The sequence below is a fragment of the Bacteroides sp. 3_1_13 genome (assembly GCF_001185845.1).
Lineage (GTDB): Bacteria > Bacteroidota > Bacteroidia > Bacteroidales > Bacteroidaceae > Bacteroides > Bacteroides xylanisolvens.
On sequence record NZ_KQ236955.1, the window covers coordinates 1,912,711 to 1,938,277 of the forward strand.

General features: G+C 42.2%; 16 protein-coding genes. 6 read left to right on the forward strand and 10 right to left on the reverse strand.

Going from position 1 to position 25,567, the window contains the following annotated elements:
• Window positions 1-18: 18 nt before the first annotated feature.
• The 5 genes from HMPREF9009_RS06815 to HMPREF9009_RS06835 all read left to right on the forward strand — a co-directional run bounded on the left by HMPREF9009_RS06815 (window position 19) and on the right by HMPREF9009_RS06835 (window position 10,976).
• A complete protein-coding gene (locus HMPREF9009_RS06815; protein WP_049701772.1) occupies window positions 19-2,499 on the forward strand; it encodes a glycoside hydrolase family 95 protein in 2,481 nt (826 codons plus the stop codon).
• Between the two features lie 111 nt (window positions 2,500-2,610).
• Window positions 2,611-5,862, forward strand: coding sequence for a SusC/RagA family TonB-linked outer membrane protein (locus tag HMPREF9009_RS06820; RefSeq protein ID WP_049702288.1), 3,252 nt, complete (start codon window positions 2,611-2,613; stop codon window positions 5,860-5,862).
• 10 nt (window positions 5,863-5,872) lie between these two features.
• Window positions 5,873-7,948, forward strand: coding sequence for a RagB/SusD family nutrient uptake outer membrane protein (locus HMPREF9009_RS06825; protein WP_083444154.1), 2,076 nt, complete (start codon window positions 5,873-5,875; stop codon window positions 7,946-7,948).
• 16 nt (window positions 7,949-7,964) lie between these two features.
• Window positions 7,965-9,638 (forward strand): DUF5123 domain-containing protein, encoded by a 1,674-nt coding sequence (locus tag HMPREF9009_RS06830; protein ID WP_049701773.1) that lies wholly within the window; start codon window positions 7,965-7,967, stop codon window positions 9,636-9,638.
• A gap of 33 nt (window positions 9,639-9,671) precedes the next feature.
• A complete protein-coding gene (locus tag HMPREF9009_RS06835) occupies window positions 9,672-10,976 on the forward strand; it encodes a pectinesterase family protein (protein WP_008649665.1) in 1,305 nt (434 codons plus the stop codon).
• Window positions 10,977-11,012: 36 nt separating this feature from the next.
• On the opposite strand, the gene HMPREF9009_RS06840 is transcribed toward HMPREF9009_RS06835, so the two are convergent.
• Window positions 11,013-15,392, reverse strand: a complete 4,380-nt coding sequence (locus tag HMPREF9009_RS06840; RefSeq protein ID WP_049701774.1) for a hybrid sensor histidine kinase/response regulator transcription factor — start codon at window positions 15,390-15,392, stop codon at window positions 11,013-11,015.
• A 212-nt stretch (window positions 15,393-15,604) separates the two neighbouring features.
• Here HMPREF9009_RS06840 and HMPREF9009_RS06845 point away from each other — a divergent pair, with 212 nt between their 5' ends.
• Complete coding sequence (locus HMPREF9009_RS06845) at window positions 15,605-17,146, forward strand: glycoside hydrolase family 28 protein (protein WP_049701775.1); 1,542 nt, start codon at window positions 15,605-15,607, stop codon at window positions 17,144-17,146.
• A gap of 111 nt (window positions 17,147-17,257) precedes the next feature.
• On the opposite strand, the gene HMPREF9009_RS06850 is transcribed toward HMPREF9009_RS06845, so the two are convergent.
• The 9 genes from HMPREF9009_RS06850 to HMPREF9009_RS06890 form a co-directional block, all read right to left on the reverse strand.
• Entirely contained in the window at window positions 17,258-18,913 is a 1,656-nt protein-coding gene (locus HMPREF9009_RS06850) for an AMP-binding protein (RefSeq protein ID WP_049702290.1), read from the reverse strand.
• A gap of 130 nt (window positions 18,914-19,043) precedes the next feature.
• Complete coding sequence (locus HMPREF9009_RS06855; RefSeq protein ID WP_004313803.1) at window positions 19,044-19,598, reverse strand: helix-turn-helix domain-containing protein; 555 nt, start codon at window positions 19,596-19,598, stop codon at window positions 19,044-19,046.
• 40 nt (window positions 19,599-19,638) lie between these two features.
• Window positions 19,639-20,412 (reverse strand): pyrroline-5-carboxylate reductase, encoded by a 774-nt coding sequence (proC, locus tag HMPREF9009_RS06860; protein WP_004310476.1) that lies wholly within the window; start codon window positions 20,410-20,412, stop codon window positions 19,639-19,641.
• Window positions 20,413-20,548: 136 nt separating this feature from the next.
• Window positions 20,549-21,670: an aspartate aminotransferase family protein gene (locus tag HMPREF9009_RS06865; protein ID WP_049701776.1), complete on the reverse strand. Its 1,122-nt coding sequence runs from the start codon at window positions 21,668-21,670 to the stop codon at window positions 20,549-20,551.
• A gap of 38 nt (window positions 21,671-21,708) precedes the next feature.
• A complete protein-coding gene (locus tag HMPREF9009_RS06870) occupies window positions 21,709-22,119 on the reverse strand; it encodes a four helix bundle protein (protein ID WP_004310471.1) in 411 nt (136 codons plus the stop codon).
• Entirely contained in the window at window positions 22,119-23,087 is a 969-nt protein-coding gene (gene argC / locus HMPREF9009_RS06875; protein WP_004313800.1) for an N-acetyl-gamma-glutamyl-phosphate reductase, read from the reverse strand. Before argC ends, HMPREF9009_RS06870 begins: the two co-directional genes overlap by 1 nt.
• The gene (locus HMPREF9009_RS06880) at window positions 23,084-24,292 is read right to left on the reverse strand and encodes an argininosuccinate synthase (protein ID WP_004310468.1); all 1,209 of its coding nucleotides are present in this window, start codon (window positions 24,290-24,292) and stop codon (window positions 23,084-23,086) included. The genes argC and HMPREF9009_RS06880 overlap by 4 nt, the downstream gene beginning before the upstream one ends.
• A gap of 13 nt (window positions 24,293-24,305) precedes the next feature.
• Complete coding sequence (locus HMPREF9009_RS06885) at window positions 24,306-24,884, reverse strand: GNAT family N-acetyltransferase (protein ID WP_004299851.1); 579 nt, start codon at window positions 24,882-24,884, stop codon at window positions 24,306-24,308.
• Between the two features lie 24 nt (window positions 24,885-24,908).
• Window positions 24,909-25,382 carry an arginine repressor gene (locus HMPREF9009_RS06890; RefSeq protein ID WP_004310466.1) on the reverse strand — a complete coding sequence of 158 codons (474 nt, stop codon included), beginning with the start codon at window positions 25,380-25,382 and terminating at the stop codon, window positions 24,909-24,911.
• Between the last annotated feature and the right edge of the window lie 185 nt (window positions 25,383-25,567).

Sequence of the window (25,567 nt, forward strand, 5' to 3'; positions counted from 1 at the left end):
AATTAAAAACTTTAAAATATGAAAACGATAAGCAAAGTATTCAGTTGTATATTGGCTTTTTCTTCTCTGTTGGGGAGTGTGGAAGGGCAAAACAGGTATAAAATATGGTATGATAAACCCGCTTCTTATTGGGAAGAAGCGCTTCCGATTGGTAATGGACGGATTGCAGCAATGGTGTTCGGTGATCCCCAACTGGAACAAATACAGTTGAACGAAGAAACAGTGTCGGCAGGCTCTCCCTACCAAAACTATAATGAAGAAGCGAAAGCGGCTTTGCCGGAAATGCGGCGGTTGATTTTTGAAGGAAAATACGAAGAAGCGCAGAACATGGCGGCAACGAAGATTCTTTCACAAGTGGGGAATGAAATGCCTTATCAGACGGTAGGTCGTCTGAATATCCGTTATCAAGACCACAAAAAGGTAAGTAATTACTACCGTGACCTGGATATAAGCAATGCAATGACTGTGACCCGCTACAAAGTAGACGGAGTGGAATTTACTGAAGAAACATTTGCATCATTTACCGATCAGCTGGTTATCAGGCATATCAAATCATCTAAACCGGGAGCAATCAATTGCGAACTGTTTTTTAATACACCGATGAGAGATCCGAAGCGTAGTATCTATGGAAAGAAGGGGTTGCGTTTGGAAGGTATTACGCATGGCAGTCGTTATTTTCCGGGAAAGGTGCACTATTGCGCTGACTTGGATGTGAAAAACAAAGGCGGAGAAGTGACAATGGCTAATGATACGCTGCTTAGTGTTCAGGGCGCCAGCGAACTTACATTGTACATCTCGATGGCAACAAACTTCGTCAATTATAAAGATATATCGGGTGATCCGTATCAGCGGAATAAAACCTATCTGAAAAATGCGGAGAAGGAGTATGATAAGGCGAAAGCTGCCCATATAGCTGCTTATCAGGAGCAATTCAACCGTGTGACTTTGGATTTGGGTGAAACTTCCCAGGTTAATAAACCGATGGATGTACGTATCAAGGAGTTTTCTTCATCCTATGATCCGGCATTGATAGCGTTGTATTTCCAGTATGGACGTTACTTATTAATTGCATCTTCACAGCCCGGATGCCAGCCCGCCAACTTGCAGGGCAAATGGAATCATAACCCGGGACCTCCCTGGAGCTGCAATTATACAACGAATATTAATGCTGAAATGAATTACTGGCCGGCGGAAATCACCAACTTGGCCGAACTTCATAAACCATTCATCCAGATGGTACGTGAATTAAGCGAGAATGGGCGTGAAGCTGCGAGCCGGATGTATGGTTGTCGTGGCTGGGTATTGCATCATAATACGGATTTGTGGCGTATGACGGGTGCGGTGGACCGTCCTTATTGTGGAACGTGGCCTGTGGCTAACGCATGGCTTTGCCAGCATTTATGGGACCGTTATTTGTTTTCCGGTGATAAGAAATATTTGGAGGAAGCATATCCGATGATGAAAAGCGCTTCGGAGTTCTTTGTCGACTTTTTGGTACGCGACCCGAATACAGGTTATTTGGTTGTTACTCCTTCCAATTCACCCGAAAATTCTCCGCGCTGGATAAAGAAAAAAAGTAATCTTTTTGCAGGAATTACGATGGATAATCAGTTGGTTTTTGATTTATTTTCAAATACATGCGAAGCTGCCAAAGTGCTGAACGCAGATACCGATTTTTGTGATACATTGAAGAATATGCGCCGGCAGTTGCCTCCGATGCAGGTAGGGCAGTACGGACAATTGCAGGAATGGTTTGAAGACTGGGATCATCCTAATGATCGTCACCGGCACATCTCTCATCTTTGGGGGCTATATCCCGGTTATCAGATTTCTCCTTATCGCTCTCCGGTACTCTTTGAAGCTGCAAAAAATACATTGATACAACGGGGGGATCCTTCTACCGGTTGGTCAATGGGATGGAAAGTTTGTTTTTGGTCTCGTATGCTTGACGGGGATCATGCTTATCAGCTGATAAAGAATCAGTTGACTTATGTCAGTCCTGAAATACAGAAAGGACAGGGAGGCGGAACGTATCCTAATTTGTTCGACGCGCATCCACCTTTCCAAATAGATGGGAACTTTGGTTGCACGGCTGGTATTGCCGAAATGTTGGTGCAAAGTCATGACGGTGCGATTCATCTGTTGCCTTCGTTGCCTTCGGAATGGAAGAGCGGGACAGTGAAAGGGTTGCGTGCCCGAGGAGGTTTTTTGATTGATGAATTGACCTGGAAGGACGGTAAGCTGGTAAAAGCTGTGTTACGTTCGGAAATTGGAGGCAATCTGCGTCTGCGCTCTTACTGGAAATTGGCTGCTGAAGGAGCATCGTTGAAACAGAAGAAGGAAGAAGAAGCGAATCCGAACGCATTATTTAAAGTACAGCAAATCTCACGTCCGATGATTAGTGAGAAAGCGCCTTTAAAAGGAGTGGCATTACGTGATACTTATTTGTATGATGTGGATACACGCGAAGGAGAAGTGATAATTATTACAGTAAAATAAGGCATTCTATATAAAAAGTCCACGCTTTTGCATAAATAATGAGTGGAAAACAGCTGTAAAAGTGTGACTTTTGTAACATCAAAAATGAAACAAATTAATCAAGATAATACTATGGATGTACAAAGACATTTATTTTTGCGAAGATGCTTCGCGTATATATGTTGCTTGCTCTTGTGCTTTATAACGGCGACAACAGTATATGCACAGAAGGTATCTGTGAAAGGAACAGTGGTGGATACCAACGGCGATGCTATTATTGGTGCTAGTGTGAAGGTGTTGAAAAAGTCCTCCGTCGGTACAATTACCGACTTGGATGGAAATTTCACTTTGTCTGTTCCCGAAGATGCAACAAAGTTGGAAATTAGTTTTGTAGGAATGAAATCAGTTGTTGCGACTGTGAAACCGGGCAAACATCTGAAAGTTGTGTTGGAAGAAGACAATCAGACTTTGGACGAAGTGGTAGTGGTAGGGTACGGAACCTCACGCCGCGGAGATTTGACCGGTGCGATTTCTTCAGTGAGTGAGAAGGTTTTGAAGGATATTCCGATAACTTCTGCGGCTGCGGCTATTACAGGAAAACTGGCAGGTGTGAATGTAGTGGCTACTGATGGATCGCCCGATGCAACAATCCAGATTACAGTACGTGGTGGTGGTTCTATTACCCAGGACAATTCACCGTTATATATTGTTGACGGTTTTCAGGTGAGTAATATCAATGATATTCCTCCCGGTGATATTCAAAGCATTGATGTTTTGAAAGATGCTTCTTCTACCGCCATCTATGGAGCTAAAGGTGCGAACGGCGTTATTCTTGTTACTACAAAAAGCGGTAAGGCGGGAAAAACAGAAATCTCATTCAATGCTCACTGGGGTGTCAGTAATGTGTATAATCTGACGGGGGTACTTTCACCTTACGAATACTACTGTTATCAGAAAGAACTTGATCCGGGCACCTCTCTGACCAGTAGCATTAATTCGATGTATGGACGTTGGGACGACCGCAATATTTATCGTTCGGTAGAAGGCACGAACTGGCAGGATAAAGTATATGGAAACACCGGATTCAAACAAAGCTATAACGTTGGTATAACAGGAGGAACGGATGCCACATTGCGTTATAATTTGAGTTATACGCGGGATGATGAGAAGTACATTATGCTCAACTCCAATTATGTGAGGGATAACTTGAGTGTGAAGATGGATAAAAAGTTGAGTAACAAATTGAAGTTTGAGTTTTCCAGCCGTTTGACTAGAATGGTGATTGACGGTGCGGGTACCAATGGAGGTAAATTGAGAGATGCCGTTCTTTTCTCGCCAATCAACAGCCTTGCAAGTATAGATGCGGGAGATGCTTTGGGGGGTGAAATTGATTACTCGGATGATGCATTGTTATCATCATTGAATGATCCTGTATATAATACGGTGAATGAGTATAAGAAGCAAAACCAGTTTTCTATGACTTATAATGCCGGCTTTAACTGGGAAATTGTTAAAGGATTGACTTATCAGCTGAAAGGTAGTTACGCATACACTTATAATTATACCGATAATGTCTGGTTAAAGAAAACCGGAGAGTCGAGCTCCAATGCCGGTCAGCCCGTAGCCAAACGTACGGATGAGAAAGGTGCACGATGGAACTTGCAGAACATATTGAGTTACCGGTTCTCTCTGAAAAAGAATCACCGTCTTGATCTGATGGCCGGACATGAAATGGTGAGTAATTACAGAAATCAGATGATTGCCTCATCCAAATATTATCCTATGGATTTTACGGCGAGCGAAGTGTTGGCTATGTGGAATTATGGAGAATCCCAACCTACGTATACCACTATCGGCGAACCTTCCCGTACGGCATCTTACTTCGGTCGTTTAAACTATGCTTTCAAAGACCGGTATATGTTCACTTTTACAGCCCGTGCCGACGGAACGAATGTGTTTGCTCCTGAAAACCGTTGGGGCTTTTTCCCGGGTATGGCATTGGCATGGCGCGTTTCCCAGGAAAAATTTATGAAGCAGACGGAAGACTGGTTGGATAATCTGAAACTTCGTGTGAGTTACGGATCAGTTGGTAATGCGCGTGTCAATTCCTACTGGAGACAGGATTATAAAATGGAATCCTCCGCCAATAAACAATATTATCTGAATGAAACAGTGCAGAGTGCCCTGAAATTGCAGAACACCTTGCGGAACGAGAATCTGACTTGGGAAACGAAGTTATCTTCTAATGTGGGAATAGACGCCAGCCTCTTTAATAGCCGTTTGAATGTGACAGTTGACCTCTATAATGATATAACGAAAGATTTGATCTTACGCATGGATCTTCCTTCAAATTCGGGATATGAATATCAGTATCAGAATGTAGGCCGCAGTACGAACAGGGGAGTTGAACTTACGCTTAGCGGAACGATTATCAATAGTAAAGATTTCTATCTGGGCGCTAACTTCAATATATCATTCAATAAAAATATAGTGAATAAACTGGATGGAACGGCGAGCGTATTGAGCGCACAATCCAACTGGCGACCGGATATCGGCTCTGATGATTTCCGTGCCATTGTAGGTCAGGCGGTAGGACAGATTTACGGTTTTGAAGTAGAGGGCTTTTATTCTGTAGACGACTTTACGTTTGATGAGAATACGAAAAAATGGGTACTGAATAAAGGGGTAGTAGACGACAGGGCTTTGTTCTCTAACGATCTGCCTAACTTTGGCCCGGGCTTTATCAAACTGAAGGATCAGAATAATGACGGTGTGATTGATGCAGATAACGACCGTAAGGTGATCGGCAGTGTGCAGCCAAAGCATATTGGCGGGTTTGGACTGAATGCTGCATGGAGAGGGTTTGACTTGGCAGCTATGTTCAATTGGTCATATGGTAATAAAGTATATAATGCCAATAAGATTATGGCATCTACTCATACGAATCGTAAATATAATAATATCAGGGATTTTATGAGCTTGGAAAACCGTTGGTCGATTATTGATCCGGAAACGGGTGCCAATGTAATGTATGGTAATGATGCCAATCCGGAGCGCTTTATTGAAATCAATTCCAAAGCCTCTATCTGGATGCCTATGATGGGGCGTACGCTTGTGACGGACTGGGCGATTGAAGACGGTTCTTTTTTGAGGTGTAGTAACCTGACGTTAGGGTATACGCTTCCGGTTACTGTGACTCGTAAGCTAGGAGTTAAGAACCTGCGCGTGTATGCTACGGCCAATAACCTGTTTTGCTGGACAGCTTATTCCGGACAGGATCCTGAAGTGAGCACACAACGTTCTACCCCTTTGACTCCGGGTGTGGATTATTCTGCATATCCGAAAGCACATTCTTATGTATTCGGTCTTAATGTTACTTTTTAATACTTGAAAAATGAAAATACAGAAACTATTTTTAGCGGTTTTATCCTCCTCTGTGTTATGCACTTCGTGTATGGATAATTTTTTGGATACCGAAAGTCCTTCTATTCCAAGTGATGAGAATCTGTTTAAATCGACAGCTCTGACGGAAGCCGCCCTGATGGGGGTGTATGCGACGATGACGGACACCTATATATATGGTCAGAAACTGTGTGTCAACTGGCAGGGAGCTTCTGATGTGGAGGTTGGCTCGGGTGCGTTTTCTACGGAAAACTATAATTCGACGCTTCGTGATGAAGGTGCTGGCAATTTTTATGACGATAATTATAACCGGAATACCAGATGGGACAAACTTTATTATCTGGCAGAATCCGCCACTACTATCGTAGATGGTATACGTCGGTCCCCGTTGATGCAATCTACTTCGGACAAGGCTGCCATGCGTAGATATTTAGGAGAGGCATTAGCACTAAAAGCGTTAGGCTATTTTGAACTGATCCGTTATTGGGGAGATGTGCCATATAAAGAGCATGCGTCTGAAAGCGGATTGGGAAATGTCTATATAGGAAAAGTGGATCGTGATATTGTTTATAATTATATCATAGAGGATTTGAAAGAGGCAATTGAATATCTGCCTTGGATGGGAGAAGAATCATATACGGTAGAACGCATGAATAAAGGTTTTGCCAAAGGGCTGCTGGCAAAGGTAGCGTTGTTTGCCGGAGGATGGTCTGTACGGGATGGTAATCAGTTCCCGGATTTGGATGTGGAACATCATCCGACCATTCCGGAAATGAACGGATATTTCGTTGGTCGTCCTAAGAACTGGAAAGATTATTATGAACTGGCTGCCAAACAGTGTGCGGAGATTTTGGGAGCGACTGATAATCCTCATGAGCTTGATCCCAGTTACGAGAATATTTGGTCTACGGTCAATCATTTGGAATACAACAAGTATAATGAAAACCTGTTTGAAGTTGCTTTTGGTGAAGGGCAGAATGGGGACGTGGGTGCCACCATGGGATATAACCTGAACAGAGGGGTTTTTAATACCACCCAAGGTATGGGAGGGGCAGGATATGCGGCTACTACTGCTTACTATTTTTATTCATTTGATCCGGCAGACACCCGTCGGGATGTTACTTGTGTTTTCCAGGAATATATCAATGAGAATGGAAAAAATAAGGAAGTTATTCGCTGTAACCCATTAGGAGTGGCTTGTGGTAAATGGCGTTGGTATTGGATGACTGATAATTATATGAAAGTCCGTTTCCCGAAAGCTAATTCACGTATTGCTACTGGTATCAATTGGATTTTGATGCGGTATTCAGATATTTACCTGATGTTTGCAGAGGCTCAAAATGTATTGACAGGACCGGATGCAGTTAGTCCGATTGCCGGTATGTCTCCCCGACAGGCTTTGGAAAAGGTCCGTGAAAGGGCATTTGGTACTGGTGCTCCCGAAATAACACAGTATGATGCCGACTTCTTTACGGCCATTGTCAATGAACGGGCATGGGAGTTTGGCTGTGAATCTATCCGTCGTCAGGATTTGACACGTTGGGGATTGTTGGCGGAGAAAATAGAAGAAATGAAAATCGGTCTTTGTATGCTGTATGATTATAAACCGGTAACTATTTTTGGAAAGACGTATCAAGTGAATGAGATACCGAGAAAAATCTATTATAAATATGAAGACTCGGATAATCCGGAATACATTGATATGTCGTCCGTTAACTTCAATGAGGATATGGGAACCGGAACTGCTTCTGCATCAAAAGGACAGTATGAGTGCAACTGGATCAGCATGCAGGTGACATTGAATAAGGATGGTGATATAAATGCAACCCTGAATACTAATTATGTGAAAACAATGGCTAGAATATTGGTTTGCGGTACAGGTCTGAATGCGTCTTATGACTATTCAAATTTGTTTGGTAGGTTGAACTGGGGCGGTGAAGCCGAAGCGGAGTTCCGTAAATATTCTGTTGGTAATGGAGTGTGTAATTATCGCCATGTATTCGCTATTTATTATGAGGATGTCAATAAGACTCAAGGGTATGTTTCTAATTCGTATGGTTATAAATAATTAATGGTAGGAAAAGATGAAAAGACTAGTTAATAGATTATCCGGAGCATGCCTGTATGTATTGTTGGCTTTGGTAGTGGGTATGTCTTCCTGTGAGGACGATGCCAATGACTGGGCAGTTGATAAGAGCTATGATACTTTGTTCCGTCCGTTGACGTTCGATAAGTCCGCTACCGATGCGACTTCGGTTACATTAAGATATTCGCAGATAGTGAATGCAAAGGTCTATATTTTTGAGTTTTATACGGACAGTCTAGAGTTTAATGCGGAAAATTATGTAAGAACAGATACGATTCTGAAAGATACATTGACTGTATTTTCAGAGAGTAATACGCCTATGAGGGTGGAATATCGTACTTTGTTTCAGGAGTTCAACGGTTCTACGCAATATTCTGTTCGTATGAAAGGAGAAGATGCGCAGGGAAAGGCAAGTACTTATGTCAGTGTAGCATTTAAAACTCCGGATGAGCAATTATTTACCGGAGTGGAAGTTACAGCTAATTCCGCAACCTTGACATGGGAAGAAACGAACAGGGTGACTCATCTGACGTTGGCTCAAATGGTGGATACGAAATATGGTGAGGAGAAACAGATTGATTTGACTTCGGAAGATATAGCCGCTTGTTCGAAAACACTCTCCGAATTGGAGAATGGAGCGACCTATCGTGTTCGGATTTATAATAATGATGCATTACGTGGTTCGTATGTATTCAAGACACTTGGATTGGGTGGTAGCGAAATCCTTTTTGTGGAGGCTACGGAAACCGGAGTCATTGATTTAAGTACATTGTTATCTAATTTTGTGAAAGAGAAAGAATGTAGCAATGTAACTGTCCAACTTACTCCGGGGGCGGTGTATAAGGTAAGTGAACTAAAGATTCCGGGATTGGATAATATTTTGTTTACCAGTACGGAAGCTAATGAAAATAATCGTCCACAGCTTATTGTGACTAATAAAATATCATTGGCTTCTCCGATACAGTCTCTGTCATTCGAGTTTGTTTGCCTGAATGGAAATGGCGAGGCCAGTTATATGACGGATTGGAAAAATAGTTCTTATGCCCAGTCTATTTCATTCACAGGCTGTGCTATACAGAACATAAAACGTACGCTTGTACGTATTAGCGATGGAAGTGGTGTGTTCATGACGGATATTACGATCGATAACTGTGTCATATCCGAAGTTGGTACGGACGGATATGGAATGATTAATTTCGGAAAAAATATCGATCAGTTGGAAAAGGTTTCTATAACGAATAGTACATTGATTAATATTGGTGACCAGTTGATGGACGTGAAAGGGGGAATCGGTGATGTGATATTGGAAAATTGTACTTTCTATAATTCTATGGATGCTAAGAAGGAATTGCCTAAGGTTTTCCGTTTCGATAATGCGGCAAGTACTCCGCCTTCTCCGAAATCTGCTACAATGCGGAATTTGATTTTCTCCGGTCCGAACAAAGGAAAGAAAATGAATAGTGGAAATGGTGCTTATGACATTTTGAACTTCTCTGATAATTGTTATATCACTTCCGACCTGCAGGAAGGCAATAACAGGTTTGAAGAAATAACGAGAATAAAACAAAGCTCGGATGACTTGTTCGTTGATCCATTAAACGGTGATTTCCATATTAAACCGGGAGCCGGGTTTGCCGGAACGGGTAATGCTGGTGATCCACGTTGGTATTAATTGATCCTATAATTGTTAGGTATAAAGAATATCATGAAGAATATTGTATTATCAATTTTATTGATGAGTGCCTGTGCAATGATTTATGCACAGGCGGGCTCATCGCCTTATCAGGCTATTGTAGCTGTTGATGGTAGTGGAGATTATAAAACGGTTCAGGAAGCAATCAATGCTGTTCCTGACGGACAGACGAAACCTTGGTTGATTCTGATAAAGAATGGCTTGTATAATGAGCAGGTGATTATCCCTAAGAATAAGCCATACGTACATTTAATAGGCCAGGATAAGGATAAGACCATTATTCATTTAAACTTGAATGTTGGTAGTAAACTGACCGGTAAAGAAATAGGTGGAAAAACAGCTTATTGGGAACACTCGGTTCATAATCCTTCCTCTCCAGTTTATAAATACGAGGGATCGGTAGTGGTGGTAAAAGGAGACCACTTTTATACGGAAAACATTTCGTATGTGAATGACTGGGGAGTTTTATCAGATAATGGTCCGCAGGCTTTGGCTATGAATAGTCAGGCAGATTGTGCTTCCTTTTATAATTGTAAGTTCCGTTCTTTTCAAGATACTTGGATGACTGCCAATAATGATGTCAGTCGGCACTATGTGAAAGATTGCTGGATAGAAGGCGCGGTAGACTATTTTTATGGTAGTGGTGATGTGTTGCTGGAAAACTGTACGCTTTATAATGTACGGAGTGGAGCAGTAATAGTGGCTCCTTCCCATAAAAATGCCAAATATGGTTATGCTTTTCGTAATTGCACTATAGATGGAAACAGTGAAGCGGCTGACGGACGTTTGAAGTTGGGGCGTCCATGGCATAATAATTCGAAGACGGTGTATATCAATACCATCATGCTTATCCCTGTCGCTGATGAAGGATGGACGAATATGGGAACGGTTCCCGGGATTTTTGCCGAATACAATAGTCGTGATGCACAGGGTAATGTGTTGGATTTAAGTAAACGCAAAACGGAATATCAATATAAAGACCGCCAAACCGGTAAGGAAGTATCGGGTACCTGTCAGGCAACTATAACGAAAGAGGAGGCGGACAAATATACGTACGAAAATATGATTCCGGGTAATGATGGCTGGAATCCGCGTATTATGATGGAGAAATTAGGAAGTCCGCGCAGTCTGGTTTATCAGCATGGCACTCTTAAATGGAACCCTGTGAAGAATGCGATCGGATATATTGTATATGATGGAGAACAGATTCTCGGGACGACTACTGATACCTCTTTTCCGGTGTCGAAAGTGAATTATGCTTTGAAGGTATCTGCCGTGAATCAATATGGAACGCAAGGTAAAAAAGGGGTATTGTAATTGAATATAGAAAACTGGTAAGGAAAGGGGAGGTGCTTATGAGGCATCTCCCTTTCTTTCTTTATATTCTGTAGGAGTGACTCCCATGATTTTTTTGAAGCGCCTGCTAAAGTACTTCGGGTCATTGAAACCGGTCATATAAGCAATTTGGGAGAAACTGTATTCACTTTTTTCAATTAGCTGGGCGGCTCGTTTGATGCGCATTTCACATACGAAATCTACCGGAGTCAGCCCAACAATAGATTTTAATTTTCGGTAGAATACCGTACGGCTTAACATTAGTTTGTTGGCGAAGTCGTCGATGGTGATATCTGTATTGTCCATTTGTTCCTCCATAAACGCCATTACTTGTTGCATGAATTGTTCATCGTATGGAGTCACTTGAGGTTGTGAAGGCTCCCACCCATTTATATGATCTTCTTCTTGAGTATGCTCTGACAGTTTCGATAAATATAGCTCTTGTAACTGTTTACGTTGACGGAGCAGCGACAAAATTCTGGTTTTTAAGTACGTAGAGCTGAATGGTTTGGTGATGTAGTCATCGATGCCTTGTTCCAGTCCTGCTATCCGATCATCTAAAGAAGATTTTGCTGATAGTAATATAATAGGAATATGGCAGGTGTTATGATCGGCTTTGATTGCTTTCACCATGTCTAATCCATCCATGACCGGCATCATGACATCACTGATTATCAGATCCGGAATGTACTGCTGTGCATATTTTAATCCTTCTTTTCCATTTGCTGCTTCGAGAACAGTGTAAGTCTCTGACAGGATATTCCATAGGAAATGACGTAATTCATTGTTGTCTTCGACAATAAGAATGGAAGTTTTTTCATCCTCTGCGTCGGTTTTATTTTCATTCTCTGCGTATGCTGCCTTGAAGGATGTACTATCCGAATCTTCTTCAGTAGCTTGTATCGTCGGTGAATTATTGTCACTGTCGGATAAAATAAATTCGGCTTGTTGATCGTCTGCAAATGCTTTTTCTTCCTTAGGAAGTGTGACAATGAATTCACTTCCACTTCCCGGCTCGCTTCTCACTTGGATATTTCCGTGATGTAATTCTATTAATTCGCGTACCAGTGAAAGCCCAATGCCGGATGAGGGCTGCAGGATATTGTATTGTGCCAGTGTTTCAAATCGATAAAATAGGGATTGTTGCTTTTCGGGAGCAATGCCAATACCTTCATCAGATACGGAGATGGTGACTTGCTCCGAACCTGATATCATGTTTACCGTTACTTTCTTATCGTTCGGTGTGTATTTGAAGGCATTTGAAAGTAGATTGAAGAATATCTTTTCAAATTTGTCACGGTCTATCCATGCGTATATTTTGTCTGTATTAGTTTGAAGCTGGAAATCAATTCTCTTTTCTTTTGCGATAAGATGGAAGTTTTCCATTATCTTCTGTAATTGAGAAACGAGTTCTGTCTTTTCTACCAATACTTTCATCTTCTTATTTTGGATTTTGCGGAAATCCAGTAGTTGATTAACCAGGCGGAGCATACGCTCTGTATTTTTATGTACCAGATTTAGATGTTCCCGAACTGTCGGGGAGATTACTTCATGCTCCAGTATTTCTGATACAGGACTGGATATTAAGGTTAATGGAGTGCGTAATTCATGTGAGATATCAGTGAAGAAACGCAGTTTGATATTGGATAAATGTTGTTCCAAATCAACCTGATGCCGCAAACGGTGGATATAGAATAGAATGTATACAATGATAGTAGTGAATAACACGAACATGACAATATAAAATAACCATGCCCAGTATGTTTCCCAAAAAGTGGGTAAAACATGAATGGGGAGAGTGCGTATATTATCGGTCCATACTCCGTCGCTATTGCTGGAACGGATTTGCAGTTGATATTCTCCGGCAGGCAGATTAATGTACGTTGCAGAGCGGTTATTACCGGCTTCGTTCCATTCCTCTTCCAGACCTTGCAGGCGATAAGCGTATTCGATGGCATTGGGATTTACATAATCAATGGCTGCAAATTGAAAGGTGACATTACGTTCCGAAGGATTCAGTTCCAGTTCTTTTATGTCATCAAGCGCTACATGAAGTTGACTTCCTTGTATTTTGAGTCCGGTAAATACAATAGGAGGTACATAAGAACTTTTTTTCATTTGTCCTGTGTTGATTTCAAGTATCCCTTGATTGGTTCCGAGAACGATTTTCTTTTGACTGGTTAGTGTGGGAACTGCTTCAGTGAGGTTCAGTTCTCTCTGAAAGTAATTACTTCCATAATTCTCAAATGTTCCTTGTTGTGGATTGAATTTGGATATGGAGTTTTCGGAGATTACCCATAATTGTTTTTGAGTATCTTCGAGCATTGAAAGTACCAAATCGGAAGCTAATCCGTCTTTGATTGTATAACTTTTGAATTGTATATCTTCCGTGAGCAGATTTTTAGAGATAACCTGGCTGATTCCTCCGGTGAATGTTATTACATAAGTGTTTTTTCGACTGTCAGTAAATATCTGCATGACATCATTACTGCTAAGGCTGGAATCTACATTAGGGATACGGTTGCTGTGATAGAACTTAATTTCTTCAGGCTGATCGAACTTATTGGAGAATGTAAGTAAACCATTGGTTGTGCCAATCAATAACACTCCGTTAGGGGCTTCTGCGATATGTCTTATTTTGAGTGAAGTAGAAACAGGATAGTTTTTCAGCCGGTTGCCGCTATGGATAAAGTTGGTAGAACCATCAGGTGCTTGTGATAATAGGTTGAGACCACCTCCATAACATGCGATCCATATATTGTCATGACTATCCTGAATAATACTATAGACACTATTGTTGCTTAAACTGTATGTGTCTTGTGGCTGATGAACGAATTGTTGTAAAAGATAGGAATGCTCATTTTTCTTCTTTAGAAGGATGAGGCCGTCTTTTTTGGTTCCCATCCATATATTTCCTTCTTTATCTTCCATAAAACAGTACACACTTTTTCCGAAAGTAACCTCTTGAGGGGTGATTACGCCTTGTGGAGAGAGGTAACCTTCTAATGTCCCATCCGGACGGTAAATTCTGACGTTTCCCTTTTTGGAAGCAACCCAGAGACGTTTCTGCTTGTCGGCAAGAAAAGCACGTATTTCCAATCCATTGTCTATGGGACGTATTTTGTATTTATTGGGATAGAAAGATATTTTGTCTACGCCCCGGTCATTGGTAATCCATACATTCTGTTGCCGGTCGGTATAATAATAACGAATAGAGGGGGCAAATAGGGAAGCGGGATTATTTTCATCTGCAAAGTATAGTTTCAGTTGATTACTGTCGCGGTCATAATAGCACAAATGCCCTTTTTGAGGACTCATCCATAGTGTACCTTCATGGTCTTCAAAGATCATGTACCGGTTGTCGCGTTCATATTGGATCAGGTTTTGTATAGGAGCTGTGAAGTGCTGCTTATCTCCAGTTTTCAGATTTAGCTTTATCACACCGGAGGTATTGGCAAATATCCAGACTTCTCCGGTTTTGTCCTGATAAAAGAAATGAGCTTCATTGGAAGGCTGGGTGGCTGTCTGTATATTAAAATGCTGGAATTTTTTCTTTTCTGTATCGTATGTTATAAATCCGTTGTCAGTTCCTAAGCCGATCCTGTCATTAGAAGGGGAAATGGAAGATATGGAATAGATATCTGTGACAGGACATGGTAGCTCCTGGAATTTTATATTTCCGTTCTTGGGATCATATATTGCGATTTTTCCGGAAGTTGAGATAAGATATATTTTCTTATTATATTCTTTTACCATTTTAAACGGATAATCGCTGTTGATTCGTTTTTTTCCGATGATGGTTACTCCCTTATCTGTCATGATCCATTCGTCTCCATCGGAATCTTCGTAAATGTCGAATATCTTGTTTCCTTTTAAATTTTGGTTGAAGCTGCTGTATAATATGATATCTTTTCCTTCTTTGCAGGTTTGCTCATTGATTCTGAAAGCATAACCTTGTTCGCAGGTAATCCATGTAATCCCTTTATTCAAAGTATAGATATTGCTGACTGTATTGGTCTGTTGCAGGGATGATTCAATAGGAAGGAGTATGTCAATAAACTTCTCTGTCTGAATATTGAATAGATATGCACGGTTATCATAAGATTTACACCATATATCTCCGTCTTTGCTTTCTGTAATATAAGAGAAGCGGTTGGTCGTTAACGTACAGCCATCTCCTGGGAATGCTTTGTAATTTTTAAATGTATATCCGTCGAATTTGTTTAGTCCATTCCAGGTGGCGAACCAAAGAAATCCTTTTCTGTCTTGCATTATATTCACTACTACTCCTTGTGAAAGACCACTGTTGACAGAGAAGTGTTTAATCTGACAAAGCGGTTGAGCTGTTACGGTCAGACTGGTGTATAAGCATAAAAGGAAAACATAGAGTGTCTTCATGATATAATTAATTATGTGTAGAGCAAAAATAAATAAAACTGGATTAAAAAGGAAATTTAAAATAGTGATTGAACATAAAATGCACGCTTTTGCATATTTAATCCACCTGTCTATCCTCTATCAAGCACAATTATTACCCTATAAGGGGAGAAGATACCTCGTACTTTTGTTTTGACAATTAGAACTGGTAATATTTTAAATGAAAACTATAAATGAAACGTCTATTTATTTGTGTGGTAGGGCTTGTTGTAGCTGCAACCACATGGTCTCGTACCTTTAACATGAAGGAGCTTGGAGCTGATCCCCGAGGTATTGAATCTTGTACGGGGTTAATAAACCAAACGATTGAAAAAGCATCTTCTGAAGGAGGAGGAACTATTTATTTCCCGGCAGGTGTTTATTTGACAGCCACTATCCACATGAAAAGTAATATAACTTTGTATGTGGAGTCCGGAGCTGTTCTTCGTTTCTCGGATCGCTTTGAAGATTATCTTCCTTTTGTGAAGATTCGTTGGGAAGGTACAGTGATGAATACTTTATCTCCACTGATTTATGCGCATGATGCGGAGAATTTGACTATAACCGGGCGTGGAACGTTGGACGGTAATGGATTCAAATGGTGGAGCTGGGAGAAAGAAACACGGGAGCTTATTAAAAAGAACGGAGGAAAATTGCCTGCTTTGAATAAACTACAACGAATGTGGGAAGAGGCTAATGAAGATCTGGAAATCTCGGATTATTATAAACCTTCTTTAGAACGTCGTATGTTTCGTCCTCCTTTTATTCAGTTTTATGAATGTAACAATGTGTTGATAGAGAATGTGAAAATTGTCAATTCTCCTTTTTGGACTGTAAATCCGGCATTTTGTGATAATGTAACAGTGCATGGAGTGACGATATATAATCCTTCGAAGGATCCGAAAGGTCCCAACACGGATGGGATAAACCCTTCTTCTTGCAGGAATGTACGTATTTCTGATTGTTTTATTAGTGTGGGGGATGATTGTATTACAATTAAATCGGGGCGTGATGCTGATGGACGGAAATATGGAAAGGCCTGTGAAAATATAACGATAACTAATTGTGTTATGCTTTCCGGTCATGGAGGGGTAGTTATTGGCAGTGAAATGTCAGGCGGTGTAAGAAGAGTTACAATTTCTAATTGTGTTTTCGATGGCACGGATTCCGGTATTCGCTTGAAATCTTCTCGTGGGAGAGGAGGAGTTGTTGAAGAGCTTCGGGTAGATAATATCGTCATGAAGAATATTCAGCGAAATGCTTTCATCTTTGATTTGTTCTATGATAAGGAATCAAAAGTGGAACCTGTCAGTGAACGGACTCCTGTTTTCCGGAACATTCATTTGAGCAATATCACAGGCTCTGATATCAAGCAAATTGGTTATATTAAAGGGATTGAAGAAATGCCTGTACAAGGTTTGTCCTTTTCAAATATTAATATGAAGGCAGAGGTTGGATTTATAGTTGATATTGCTGAAGATATTCGTTTTGATAATGTGGATTTCTCTTCGCAGACTGGTTCACCGTGGCAATTCAGTAAGTGTAAGCAGATTGTTCTGAATAATGTTAGATCGAAGTATCCTGTAAACCAACACCCGATTGTTACTTTTGAAGATGTCGATAATGCTATTATTAATAATTGTTTTCAGATGACTCCTGTGAAGGATTTTTATAAAGCTAATAACAGTCATATTATTGAAGGACATAATTATTGGAAAAAAGAGAGTTTTAAATAAACAGGAACTATCATATTATTTCTGTTGAATTTTATTGTTGGGTAGATATGAGAAGAACGATATTACATCATCTGTAATATCGTTCTTCTATTGATTAGAGTTGTTTATAATTTACTTCTTATCGTTTTCGCGAATCTCCACCCGGCGGATCTTACCGCTGATTGTTTTAGGTAGCTCTTCTACGAACTCGATGACACGCGGATATTTATAAGGAGCAGTCACTTTCTTCACGTGGTTCTGTAATTCCTTAATCAGTTCCTCTCCGGCACGTGCTTTATAGTCTTTGGATAGAACAATCGTAGCTTTTACTACCTGGCCGCGAATCTCGTCGGGTACTCCGGTAATAGCACATTCCACAACAGCCGGATGAGTCATCAACGCACTTTCCACTTCGAATGGGCCGATGCGGTAACCGGAACTCTTGATTACGTCGTCTGCACGACCGACAAACCAAAGGTAGCCATCCTCGTCTTTCCAGGCAACATCGCCGGTGTAATAAATACCATCGTGCCAAGCTTCGTGAGTGCGTTCCGCATCCCGGTAGTATTCTTTGAAAAGTCCGAGAGGTTTACCTTTGCTGGTGCGGATTACAATTTGTCCTTGCTCACCCGCTTCAACAGAGCGGCCTTCATGGTCGATCAAGTCTACATCATATTGAGGATTCGGAAGCCCCATGCTTCCCGGTTTCGGTTCCATCCAAGGCATGGTGGCGATGGTAAGGGTTGTTTCTGTTTGTCCGAAACCTTCCATCAGTTTGATACCCGTCAGCTTCTTGAAAGTTTCAAATACAGCGGGGTTCAATGCTTCTCCGGCAATGGTGCAGTATTTTAGTGAAGATAAATCAAACTTTGTCAGGTCTTCGTGAATCAAGAACCGGAAGATGGTAGGAGGCGCACAGAGAGAAGTGACATGATATTCCTGGATTTTTTCCAGAATAGCTGCCGGGGTAAACTTCTCGTGGTCGTAGACGAAGATATTGGCTCCGGCAATCCACTGTCCGTAGAGTTTTCCCCATACTGCTTTTCCCCAGCCGGTATCGGCAATGGTGAGGTGAAGACTGTTCTCGTCCAGATTGTGCCAAAAACTACCGGTAACGATATGGCCTAACGGATAAGTAAAGTCATGTGCCACCATCTTAGGTTCGCCGGTAGTGCCGGAAGTAAAATACATCAGAGAGATGTCGTCGTTAGTGTTCGCATGGCGCGGACGTACAAACGGAGCAGCATTTTCGATACCCTGATGGAAATCTTCGAAGCCTTCCGGGATTTCCGGACCGACACTGATTAACTTTTCAACCGTGGGACATTCGGGAAGAGCCTCTTTGATATGTTGCAGGATGATTCCTTCGCCGGCAGCTACAATCATTTTGATGTCGGCAGCGTTGCAGCGATAGATAATATCCTTTTTGGTTAGCAAGTGTGTGGCTGGAATGACGGTCGCTCCCAGTTTGTGGAGGGCGATGGTACTATACCAGAACTCATAACGGCGTTTCAAAATCAGCATCACCATGTCGCCACGACCGATACCCAGACTTTGGAAGTAAGAGGCGGTCATATCCGTGTAACGTTTCATGTCGGCAAATGAGAATTGGCGACTTTCGCCTTTGTCATTTGTCCAAAGTAAAGCGTTCTTGTCAGGTTGTTCGGCAGCCCAGGCGTCTACTACGTCATAGCCGAAGTTGAAGTTCTCCGGGACGTTTATTTTCAAGTTTTTGATAAAATCCTCTTGTGAACTGAAAGAGGTCTGTGATAAAAATCTTTCTACCATGATGTTATGGATTATGTGAATGAAGAATGAAGAATGAAAAATGAAGAATTTTTCCATGCGTATTATTTATACAGTGCAACATAATTCTTCATTCTTCATTTTTCATTCTTCATTCTTCATTTTTTTATTATTACATAATTACTGCCAGAAAACGTACTGTTTTGCCATCGAGCGCTTTCATGCCATGTGGAAGTTTAGAGTTAAAATAGATACTGTCGCCTTGGTTGAGGATGATTTCTTTGCCTTCGATGTTGATAAGCATACGTCCTTCGATGACAAGGTTGAATTCTTGTCCGTTATGTTGGTTATAATGGATTGGTTCGTCGTTTGCTTTCGGTTCAACGGTGACGATGAACGGATCGGCGGTACGGTTCATGAATCCTGAAGCCAGTGATTGGTATTTATAAGCTTTGGTACGTTCGATGCTGACTCCTTTGCCGGCACGGGTCACGAAGTAGCTGCTCATTTTAGGCTCTTCGCCAAACATCAGGGCGTCGAGAGCTATATTATACGTGCGGGCTATTTTTTGTAACATGCTGACAGAGATATCGTAGTCTCCGGTTTCTGCAAGTCGGTATTCTTCGGCAGAGATGTCGCTGTCGCGGGCGATATCCTCTGCGGTCAGTTCCAGTACATCACGTAATCCGCGGAGGCGTTCTGCGATCTGTTTAATTTGTTCATTCATACAAGTGGTTCGTATTTTTATGATTAATAATTCTATGGTATTATTTGGAGGCTTTCATGGCTTTGATGATAGCGGAGGTGAATCCGTTGTGCTCCAGTTCATTGATCCCCTTGATTGTGATTCCGCCCGGAGTGGTGACCTTGTCGATTTCTACGCTGGGGTGGGTGTCATTGTTCTGAATCAGTGCGGCTGCTCCTTTTAAGGATTGTGCTATCATCTGCATGGCATCTTTGGGACGAAGTCCCATTTCGATTCCGGCTTGCATGGCTGCCTGAACGTATTTCAATACGTAAGCGATGCCGCAGGAGGTCAATGCGGTGGCTGCCGCTATTTTATCTTCGGGAATAAGCATCACGGTTCCCATCTCGCTGAACAACCGGAGGATGAATTTGTCTTGTTCATCGTTCGTATTGCGGGCGGCAACAAGCGTCATACTTTCCAGTTCGCTGATAGCGGTGTTCGGAATCAGGCGGAACATGGCCATTTCCGGTGCTACGACATAATGAGCCAGTTCTTCAAAACTGATGCCGGCAGCTACGGAGATGAGTATCTGTTTGCTTTTCAGTTTCAATTCGCGCATCACCGGTTCCATAAACCACGGTTTGACAGCAAGGATGACAATATCTGCGCCTGTGGCAGCTTCCACATTGCTGTTGGTGATAGAGATACCCGGAAATTCCTTTTTCAGTTTCTCTAGTTTTCCGGCACTCGGATTGGACACAATGATGTCCGAATCGTCTATCAGACTTCCTTTTGCCAGGCCACGGGCTATTGAACCGCCCATGTTTCCTGCACCGATAATGGCTATTTTCATATACGCTTATTTTTAATGAGTTGTTAAAGGCAAAGGTAACAGTTAATTACGAAAAAACAAAAAGCAGCCGGAATAAGAAATAAATTTCTAATAAAGGCTGCTTTTATCGTTGGCTGTTTATTAATCAAATGAGCGATTAGAGTACTTTCTTGAACCGGGCAAGGAAGTCTTCTGCTTCCTCCATACTAAGACAGAGAGGAGGTAACAGGCGAAGTACATTCGTACCGCTTGCTCCGGTAAATACATGCTCGTCATAGATGAGGCGGCTGCGTAGTTCTTTGATGGGTTCTTCGAATTCGAGTCCGATCATGAGTCCGCGTCCGCGTACCTCTTTTATTTGCGGGAATTTCTTCAGTTCTTCCAGTAAGTAGTTACCTACTACCTTTGCGTTTTCTATCAGATTTTCTTGCTCAATGACGTCCATCACAGCGAGTGCTGCCGAGCATGCCAGATGGTTTCCGCCAAAGGTAGTTCCCAATTGACCATATACCGGTTTAAACATCGGGCTGATCAGGACACCTGCCATCGGGAAACCGTTGCCGATACCTTTGGCTACAGTGATGAGGTCCGGCTTGATGTCATTATATTGATGGGCGAAGAATTTACCGCTACGCCCGTATCCGCTTTGAATTTCATCGAGAATCAGGATCGTTCCTGTTTCGCTGCAAGCTTTGCGGAGTTCCTGCATAAATTCGGTGGTCGGTACCTTGATACCGCCTACCCCTTGTATTCCTTCAATGATAACAGCGCATGTGTCTCCTTTAGATAATTCCTGCTTCATCGCTTCCATATCGTTGAGCGGGAGATAGGTGACATGACCGTTATTGTTGATAGGGGCGATAATGGAAGGATTGTGAGTCGCTTCTACCGCCAGAGACGTCCGTCCGTGAAATGCCTTATTGAAAGATACGATTTTGGTACGTCCGTTATAGAAGGAAGCCAGCTTCAAAGCGTTTTCGTTCGCTTCGGCTCCACTGTTAATCAGGAACAGGCTGTAGTCTTCGTAACCGGAAATCTTGCCCAGTCGTTCGGCTACCTCTTGTTGGAGCTTGTTGATGACGGAGTTTGAGTAGAAACCAAGTTTAGCCACCTGGTTACTTATCATTGCTGTATAGTGAGGGTGTGCATGTCCGATAGAGATAACGGCATGACCTCCGTAGAGATCCAGATATTCCGTTCCGTTCTCATCCCATACCTTGCAACCGTCGCCCTTGACAATGTTGATGTTATATAAAGGATATACGTCGAATAATTTCATAATAATTAAATGAAGAATTAAGAATGAAGAATGAAGAATTAGGTTACTTCATGGTTCATTTGATTATTTTTGGCAGTTTTGATTGAAGAAACAAGCAGAGCTATGAGTTCTCCACAATCAATCTCCATACTATTAAAAGCATTAGAATCGATATAATCTGAATCTTTTAAAAGATTCAACCAATAGTCGGTTTCATTAGCTTCCTTTAATGATATACTTAGTTTATTAATGAAGTCAGCATTGCTTTGGGCAAATTCGGATTCTCGAATTGAAGCTCCAATAGAAGTGCCGGAACGAAGAATTTGTTTGCTGAGGATGAACTCTTGTTTCATTTCTCGAAGATATTTAGTCATTTGTACAATTCGAAGTGCAAATGAATAGCTTTTTGTATTCAATAATGAATTTGTTCTATTGTGGCAATTCTTCATTCTTCGTTCTTCATTCTTCATTAAAACGCTGAAGGCTTCAGACGTAGTCCTACGGTTTCTTCCAGATTGAACATCAGGTTCATGTTATGAACCGCTTGTCCGCTGGCGCCTTTCAGCAAATTGTCGATACAAGAGATAATCAATAGTTTGTCACCGTGTTTCTCCAGATGTATCAGGCACTTATTAGTATTAACGACTTGTTTCAAGTCAATATTCTTGTCTACGATGTGTACAAAGGAGTCTTTTGCATAATATTCCTCGTACATACGAACGATTTCTTCCAGCGCTACTTTGGTTTTGACTACCATCGTTGCAAAGATACCACGGGCGAAATCTCCACGGTATGGAATGAAGTCGATCTCCGCATCGAAACTGTTTTGCAGCTGTTTCAGTGATTGCTTGATTTCCGGAACATGCTGGTGCTCGAATGCTTTGTACACACTCATATTGTTGTTTCTCCAACTGAAATGACTGGTAGCACCCGGTTTCACTCCGGCTCCCGTACTTCCTGTAATGGCATTTACCATTACATCATCCGTCAGCATCAGATTCTTGGCAAGCGGAAGCAAACCGAGCTGGATGCAGGTTGCAAAACAGCCGGGATTGGCTACGTGCTTTGCCGTACAAGTAGCGCGGCGGTTCAGTTCCGGCAGGCCGTAGATAAAGTCGTGGTCGTCGCTCATAATGCGGTAGTCCATCGAGAGGTCGATAATCTTCAGGTCTTCCGGTATGTTGTGACTTTCCATGAATTTCTTTGTGTCGCCGTGGGCAGTGCAGAAAAAGAGAACGTCGATTTCGTCCAGAGGTAACTGGTCGGTGAATCTTAGATCTGTTTCTCCATACAAGCCTTCGTGTACGTCGGTAATTCTGTTTCCGGCATTACTGCTGCTGTTGATAAATACGATTTCAGTTTCCGGATGGTTGAGCAGCAGACGGATTAATTCGCCTGCTGTATATCCTGCGCCACCAATGATTCCTGCTTTAATCATATCTCTTCGTCTTTGTGGTTATTATAGTAAACACGTAGCGGAGTAGAAGTGACTTTGATAAAGCCTTTGGCGTCTTCGGCTGTCCAGCCTTTCTGCATTTCACCGTATTCTCCGAATTTAGTCTTCACCAGATCATCTTCCGATTCTACACCTACGGTAGAGAAGGAGAGAGGACGAAGCTCGAGGATAGCCGTACCGTTTACGTTACGCTGGCTTTCCTGCAACATCGCTTCGATGTCACGCATCACCGGTTCGAGGTATTGGCTTTCGTGGAGGAACATACCGTACCAGTTGGCTACTTGGTCTTTCCAGTATTGCTGCCATTTGCTCAATGTATATTTCTCGAGGAAGCGATGGGCGCCGATAATCAACATCGGGGCGGCTGCTTCGAATCCTACACGGCCTTTGATACCGATAATTGTATCACCCACGTGCATATCACGGCCGATACCGTATGCTGCACCAATCTCTTCCACTTTCTGGATGGCTTTGATCGGGTCGTCAAACTTCTCGTCGTTGACAGCTTTCAGTTCCCCTTTTTCGAAAGTCAGGCGGAGCTGTTCGCTGCCTTCTTTTTCAACATGTTTGAGGTAGGCTGTTTCCGGGAGTCCTTGCGCGGAGTCGAGGATTTCGCCACCACAGATAGAAGTACCCCACAAACCTACATTATAAGAATATTTCAGTTTGGTGAAGTCCGCGCTGAAACCATGTTTGTTCAGATAATCAATTTCTTCCTGACGGCTCAATGCCATGTCACGGGTCAATGTGATGATTTCTACATTGGGAGCCAGTACGAGGAAAGTCATGTCGAAACGGATCTGGTCATTGCCTGCTCCGGTAGAACCGTGTGCGATGGCATCCGCACCGATTTCGTTGGCATAACGTGCGATGGCCAATGCCTGGAAAATACGTTCGGAACTAACAGAAATAGGATAAGTACCGTTACGCAGCACATTTCCGAAAACCATGTATTTCAGGCTCTTTTCGTAGTATTCCTGGGTAACGTCCAGCGTCACGTATTTCACTGCTCCCAGTTTATAAGCGTTTTCTTCGTTTGTTTTCAGTTGTTCTTCACTGAAACCACCCGTATTGGCACAAGCTGCATATACTTCGTAACCTTTTTCTTTGGCGAGGTACATGACGGTGAACGATGTGTCCAGTCCGCCGCTGAATGCCACCACTACTTTTTTCTTCTTTTCTTCCATAGTGCTGTATCTTTTAAATGTTATTTCTTTCTTGTTCTTTTTTGATGTTCCGCGGCTCTGTCGGATCGTACAGCATGGCTGTGCAGATGCAGAACTTGCGGTTTTTCGCTACCAGAATATCATGGTTGATACATCCTTCGCATCCTTTCCAGAACGCCTCGTCGTCTGTCAGTTCGTTGAAGGTGACAGGCACATAACCCAGTTCGGTGTTCATCTTCATGACGGCTGCTCCGGAGGTCAGACTGAATATTTTTGCTTTCGGCCATCGGAGACGTGCCAGTTGGAAAGAAGCTTGTTTAATACGTTTTGCCAGTCCTAATCCACGGAAATCGGGATGAACGATCAGACCGGAAGTAGCCACATACTGCTTGTTTCCCCATGATTCGATGTAGGTGAATCCGGCAAAAGTATCGCCACAAAGAGCAATAATCGCCTTACCTTCTTTCATCTTTGTCGCTACGTATTCGTGTGTGCGTTCCGCAATTCCTGTTCCTCGTACGGCGGCAGCATTTCTGATAGTTTCCAAAATAGTGTCAACGTAAACCTCATGTGAGGCGTCGGCTACCATAACATCTATTTGTTGAGTGTCCATTTCTTTATTATATAATAGGTATAATTATTCGATATTGGGAATGATGAGTGACAGAAGCTGACGTATTTTGCTGATGGCAACTCCTTCACGCAACACCAACATGATTGTATCGTCACCGGCAATGGTTCCCAGTATTTCACTGAATTCATTGTTGTCGATGTCATACGCCATGCTGCTCGCATAACCGGGACGGGTGCGGATAACGGCAATGTTACCGGAAAACTGCAAAGAGATAAATCCGTTGTTACGTAACATTTCACCGGCACTCTGGTCGGTAGAACGTTTATACATAATGTTGTTCGGCAGTACATATACGTACTTCCCGTTCATACTGGCAGCCTTGGCTACTTTCAATTGTTTCAAGTCGCGGGAGAGGGTGGCCTGTGTCAGTTCGAAGCCTTCGCGGTTCAGCTCTTGCAACAGTTCTTCCTGCGAACCGACCTCCTTGCTTGAGATAATCATTTTGATGGCGTCTAACCGATTTGCTTTCTTCTTCATTGTATAATTATTCTAAGAATGGCGCAAAAGTATGCATTATTTCGGAGAAAATATGCATAAAACCAAAGTTTTTTTGCATAAAAGTGAAAAATATGCTAAACGGTGAGAGCCTGCTTTTTTGTTTTGTGTCAAAATGTATACCCTTTCAATCAAAATACATAAGGAAAGGGAGGAGGGAATCGCCT

Coding starts and splice junctions, on each gene's coding strand:
- HMPREF9009_RS06815 (WP_049701772.1), top strand. CDS start 19: ATGAAAACGATAAGCAAAGTATTCAGTTGTATATTGGCTTTTTCTTCT.
- HMPREF9009_RS06820 (WP_049702288.1), top strand. CDS start 2,611: ATGGATGTACAAAGACATTTATTTTTGCGAAGATGCTTCGCGTATATA.
- HMPREF9009_RS06825 (WP_083444154.1), top strand. CDS start 5,873: ATGAAAATACAGAAACTATTTTTAGCGGTTTTATCCTCCTCTGTGTTA.
- HMPREF9009_RS06830 (WP_049701773.1), top strand. CDS start 7,965: ATGAAAAGACTAGTTAATAGATTATCCGGAGCATGCCTGTATGTATTG.
- HMPREF9009_RS06835 (WP_008649665.1), top strand. CDS start 9,672: ATGAAGAATATTGTATTATCAATTTTATTGATGAGTGCCTGTGCAATG.
- HMPREF9009_RS06840 (WP_049701774.1), bottom strand. CDS start 15,392: ATGAAGACACTCTATGTTTTCCTTTTATGCTTATACACCAGTCTGACC.
- HMPREF9009_RS06845 (WP_049701775.1), top strand. CDS start 15,605: ATGAAACGTCTATTTATTTGTGTGGTAGGGCTTGTTGTAGCTGCAACC.
- HMPREF9009_RS06850 (WP_049702290.1), bottom strand. CDS start 18,913: ATGGTAGAAAGATTTTTATCACAGACCTCTTTCAGTTCACAAGAGGAT.
- HMPREF9009_RS06855 (WP_004313803.1), bottom strand. CDS start 19,598: ATGAATGAACAAATTAAACAGATCGCAGAACGCCTCCGCGGATTACGT.
- proC (WP_004310476.1), bottom strand. CDS start 20,412: ATGAAAATAGCCATTATCGGTGCAGGAAACATGGGCGGTTCAATAGCC.
- HMPREF9009_RS06865 (WP_049701776.1), bottom strand. CDS start 21,670: ATGAAATTATTCGACGTATATCCTTTATATAACATCAACATTGTCAAG.
- HMPREF9009_RS06870 (WP_004310471.1), bottom strand. CDS start 22,119: ATGAAGAATGAAGAACGAAGAATGAAGAATTGCCACAATAGAACAAAT.
- argC (WP_004313800.1), bottom strand. CDS start 23,087: ATGATTAAAGCAGGAATCATTGGTGGCGCAGGATATACAGCAGGCGAA.
- HMPREF9009_RS06880 (WP_004310468.1), bottom strand. CDS start 24,292: ATGGAAGAAAAGAAGAAAAAAGTAGTGGTGGCATTCAGCGGCGGACTG.
- HMPREF9009_RS06885 (WP_004299851.1), bottom strand. CDS start 24,884: ATGGACACTCAACAAATAGATGTTATGGTAGCCGACGCCTCACATGAG.
- HMPREF9009_RS06890 (WP_004310466.1), bottom strand. CDS start 25,382: ATGAAGAAGAAAGCAAATCGGTTAGACGCCATCAAAATGATTATCTCA.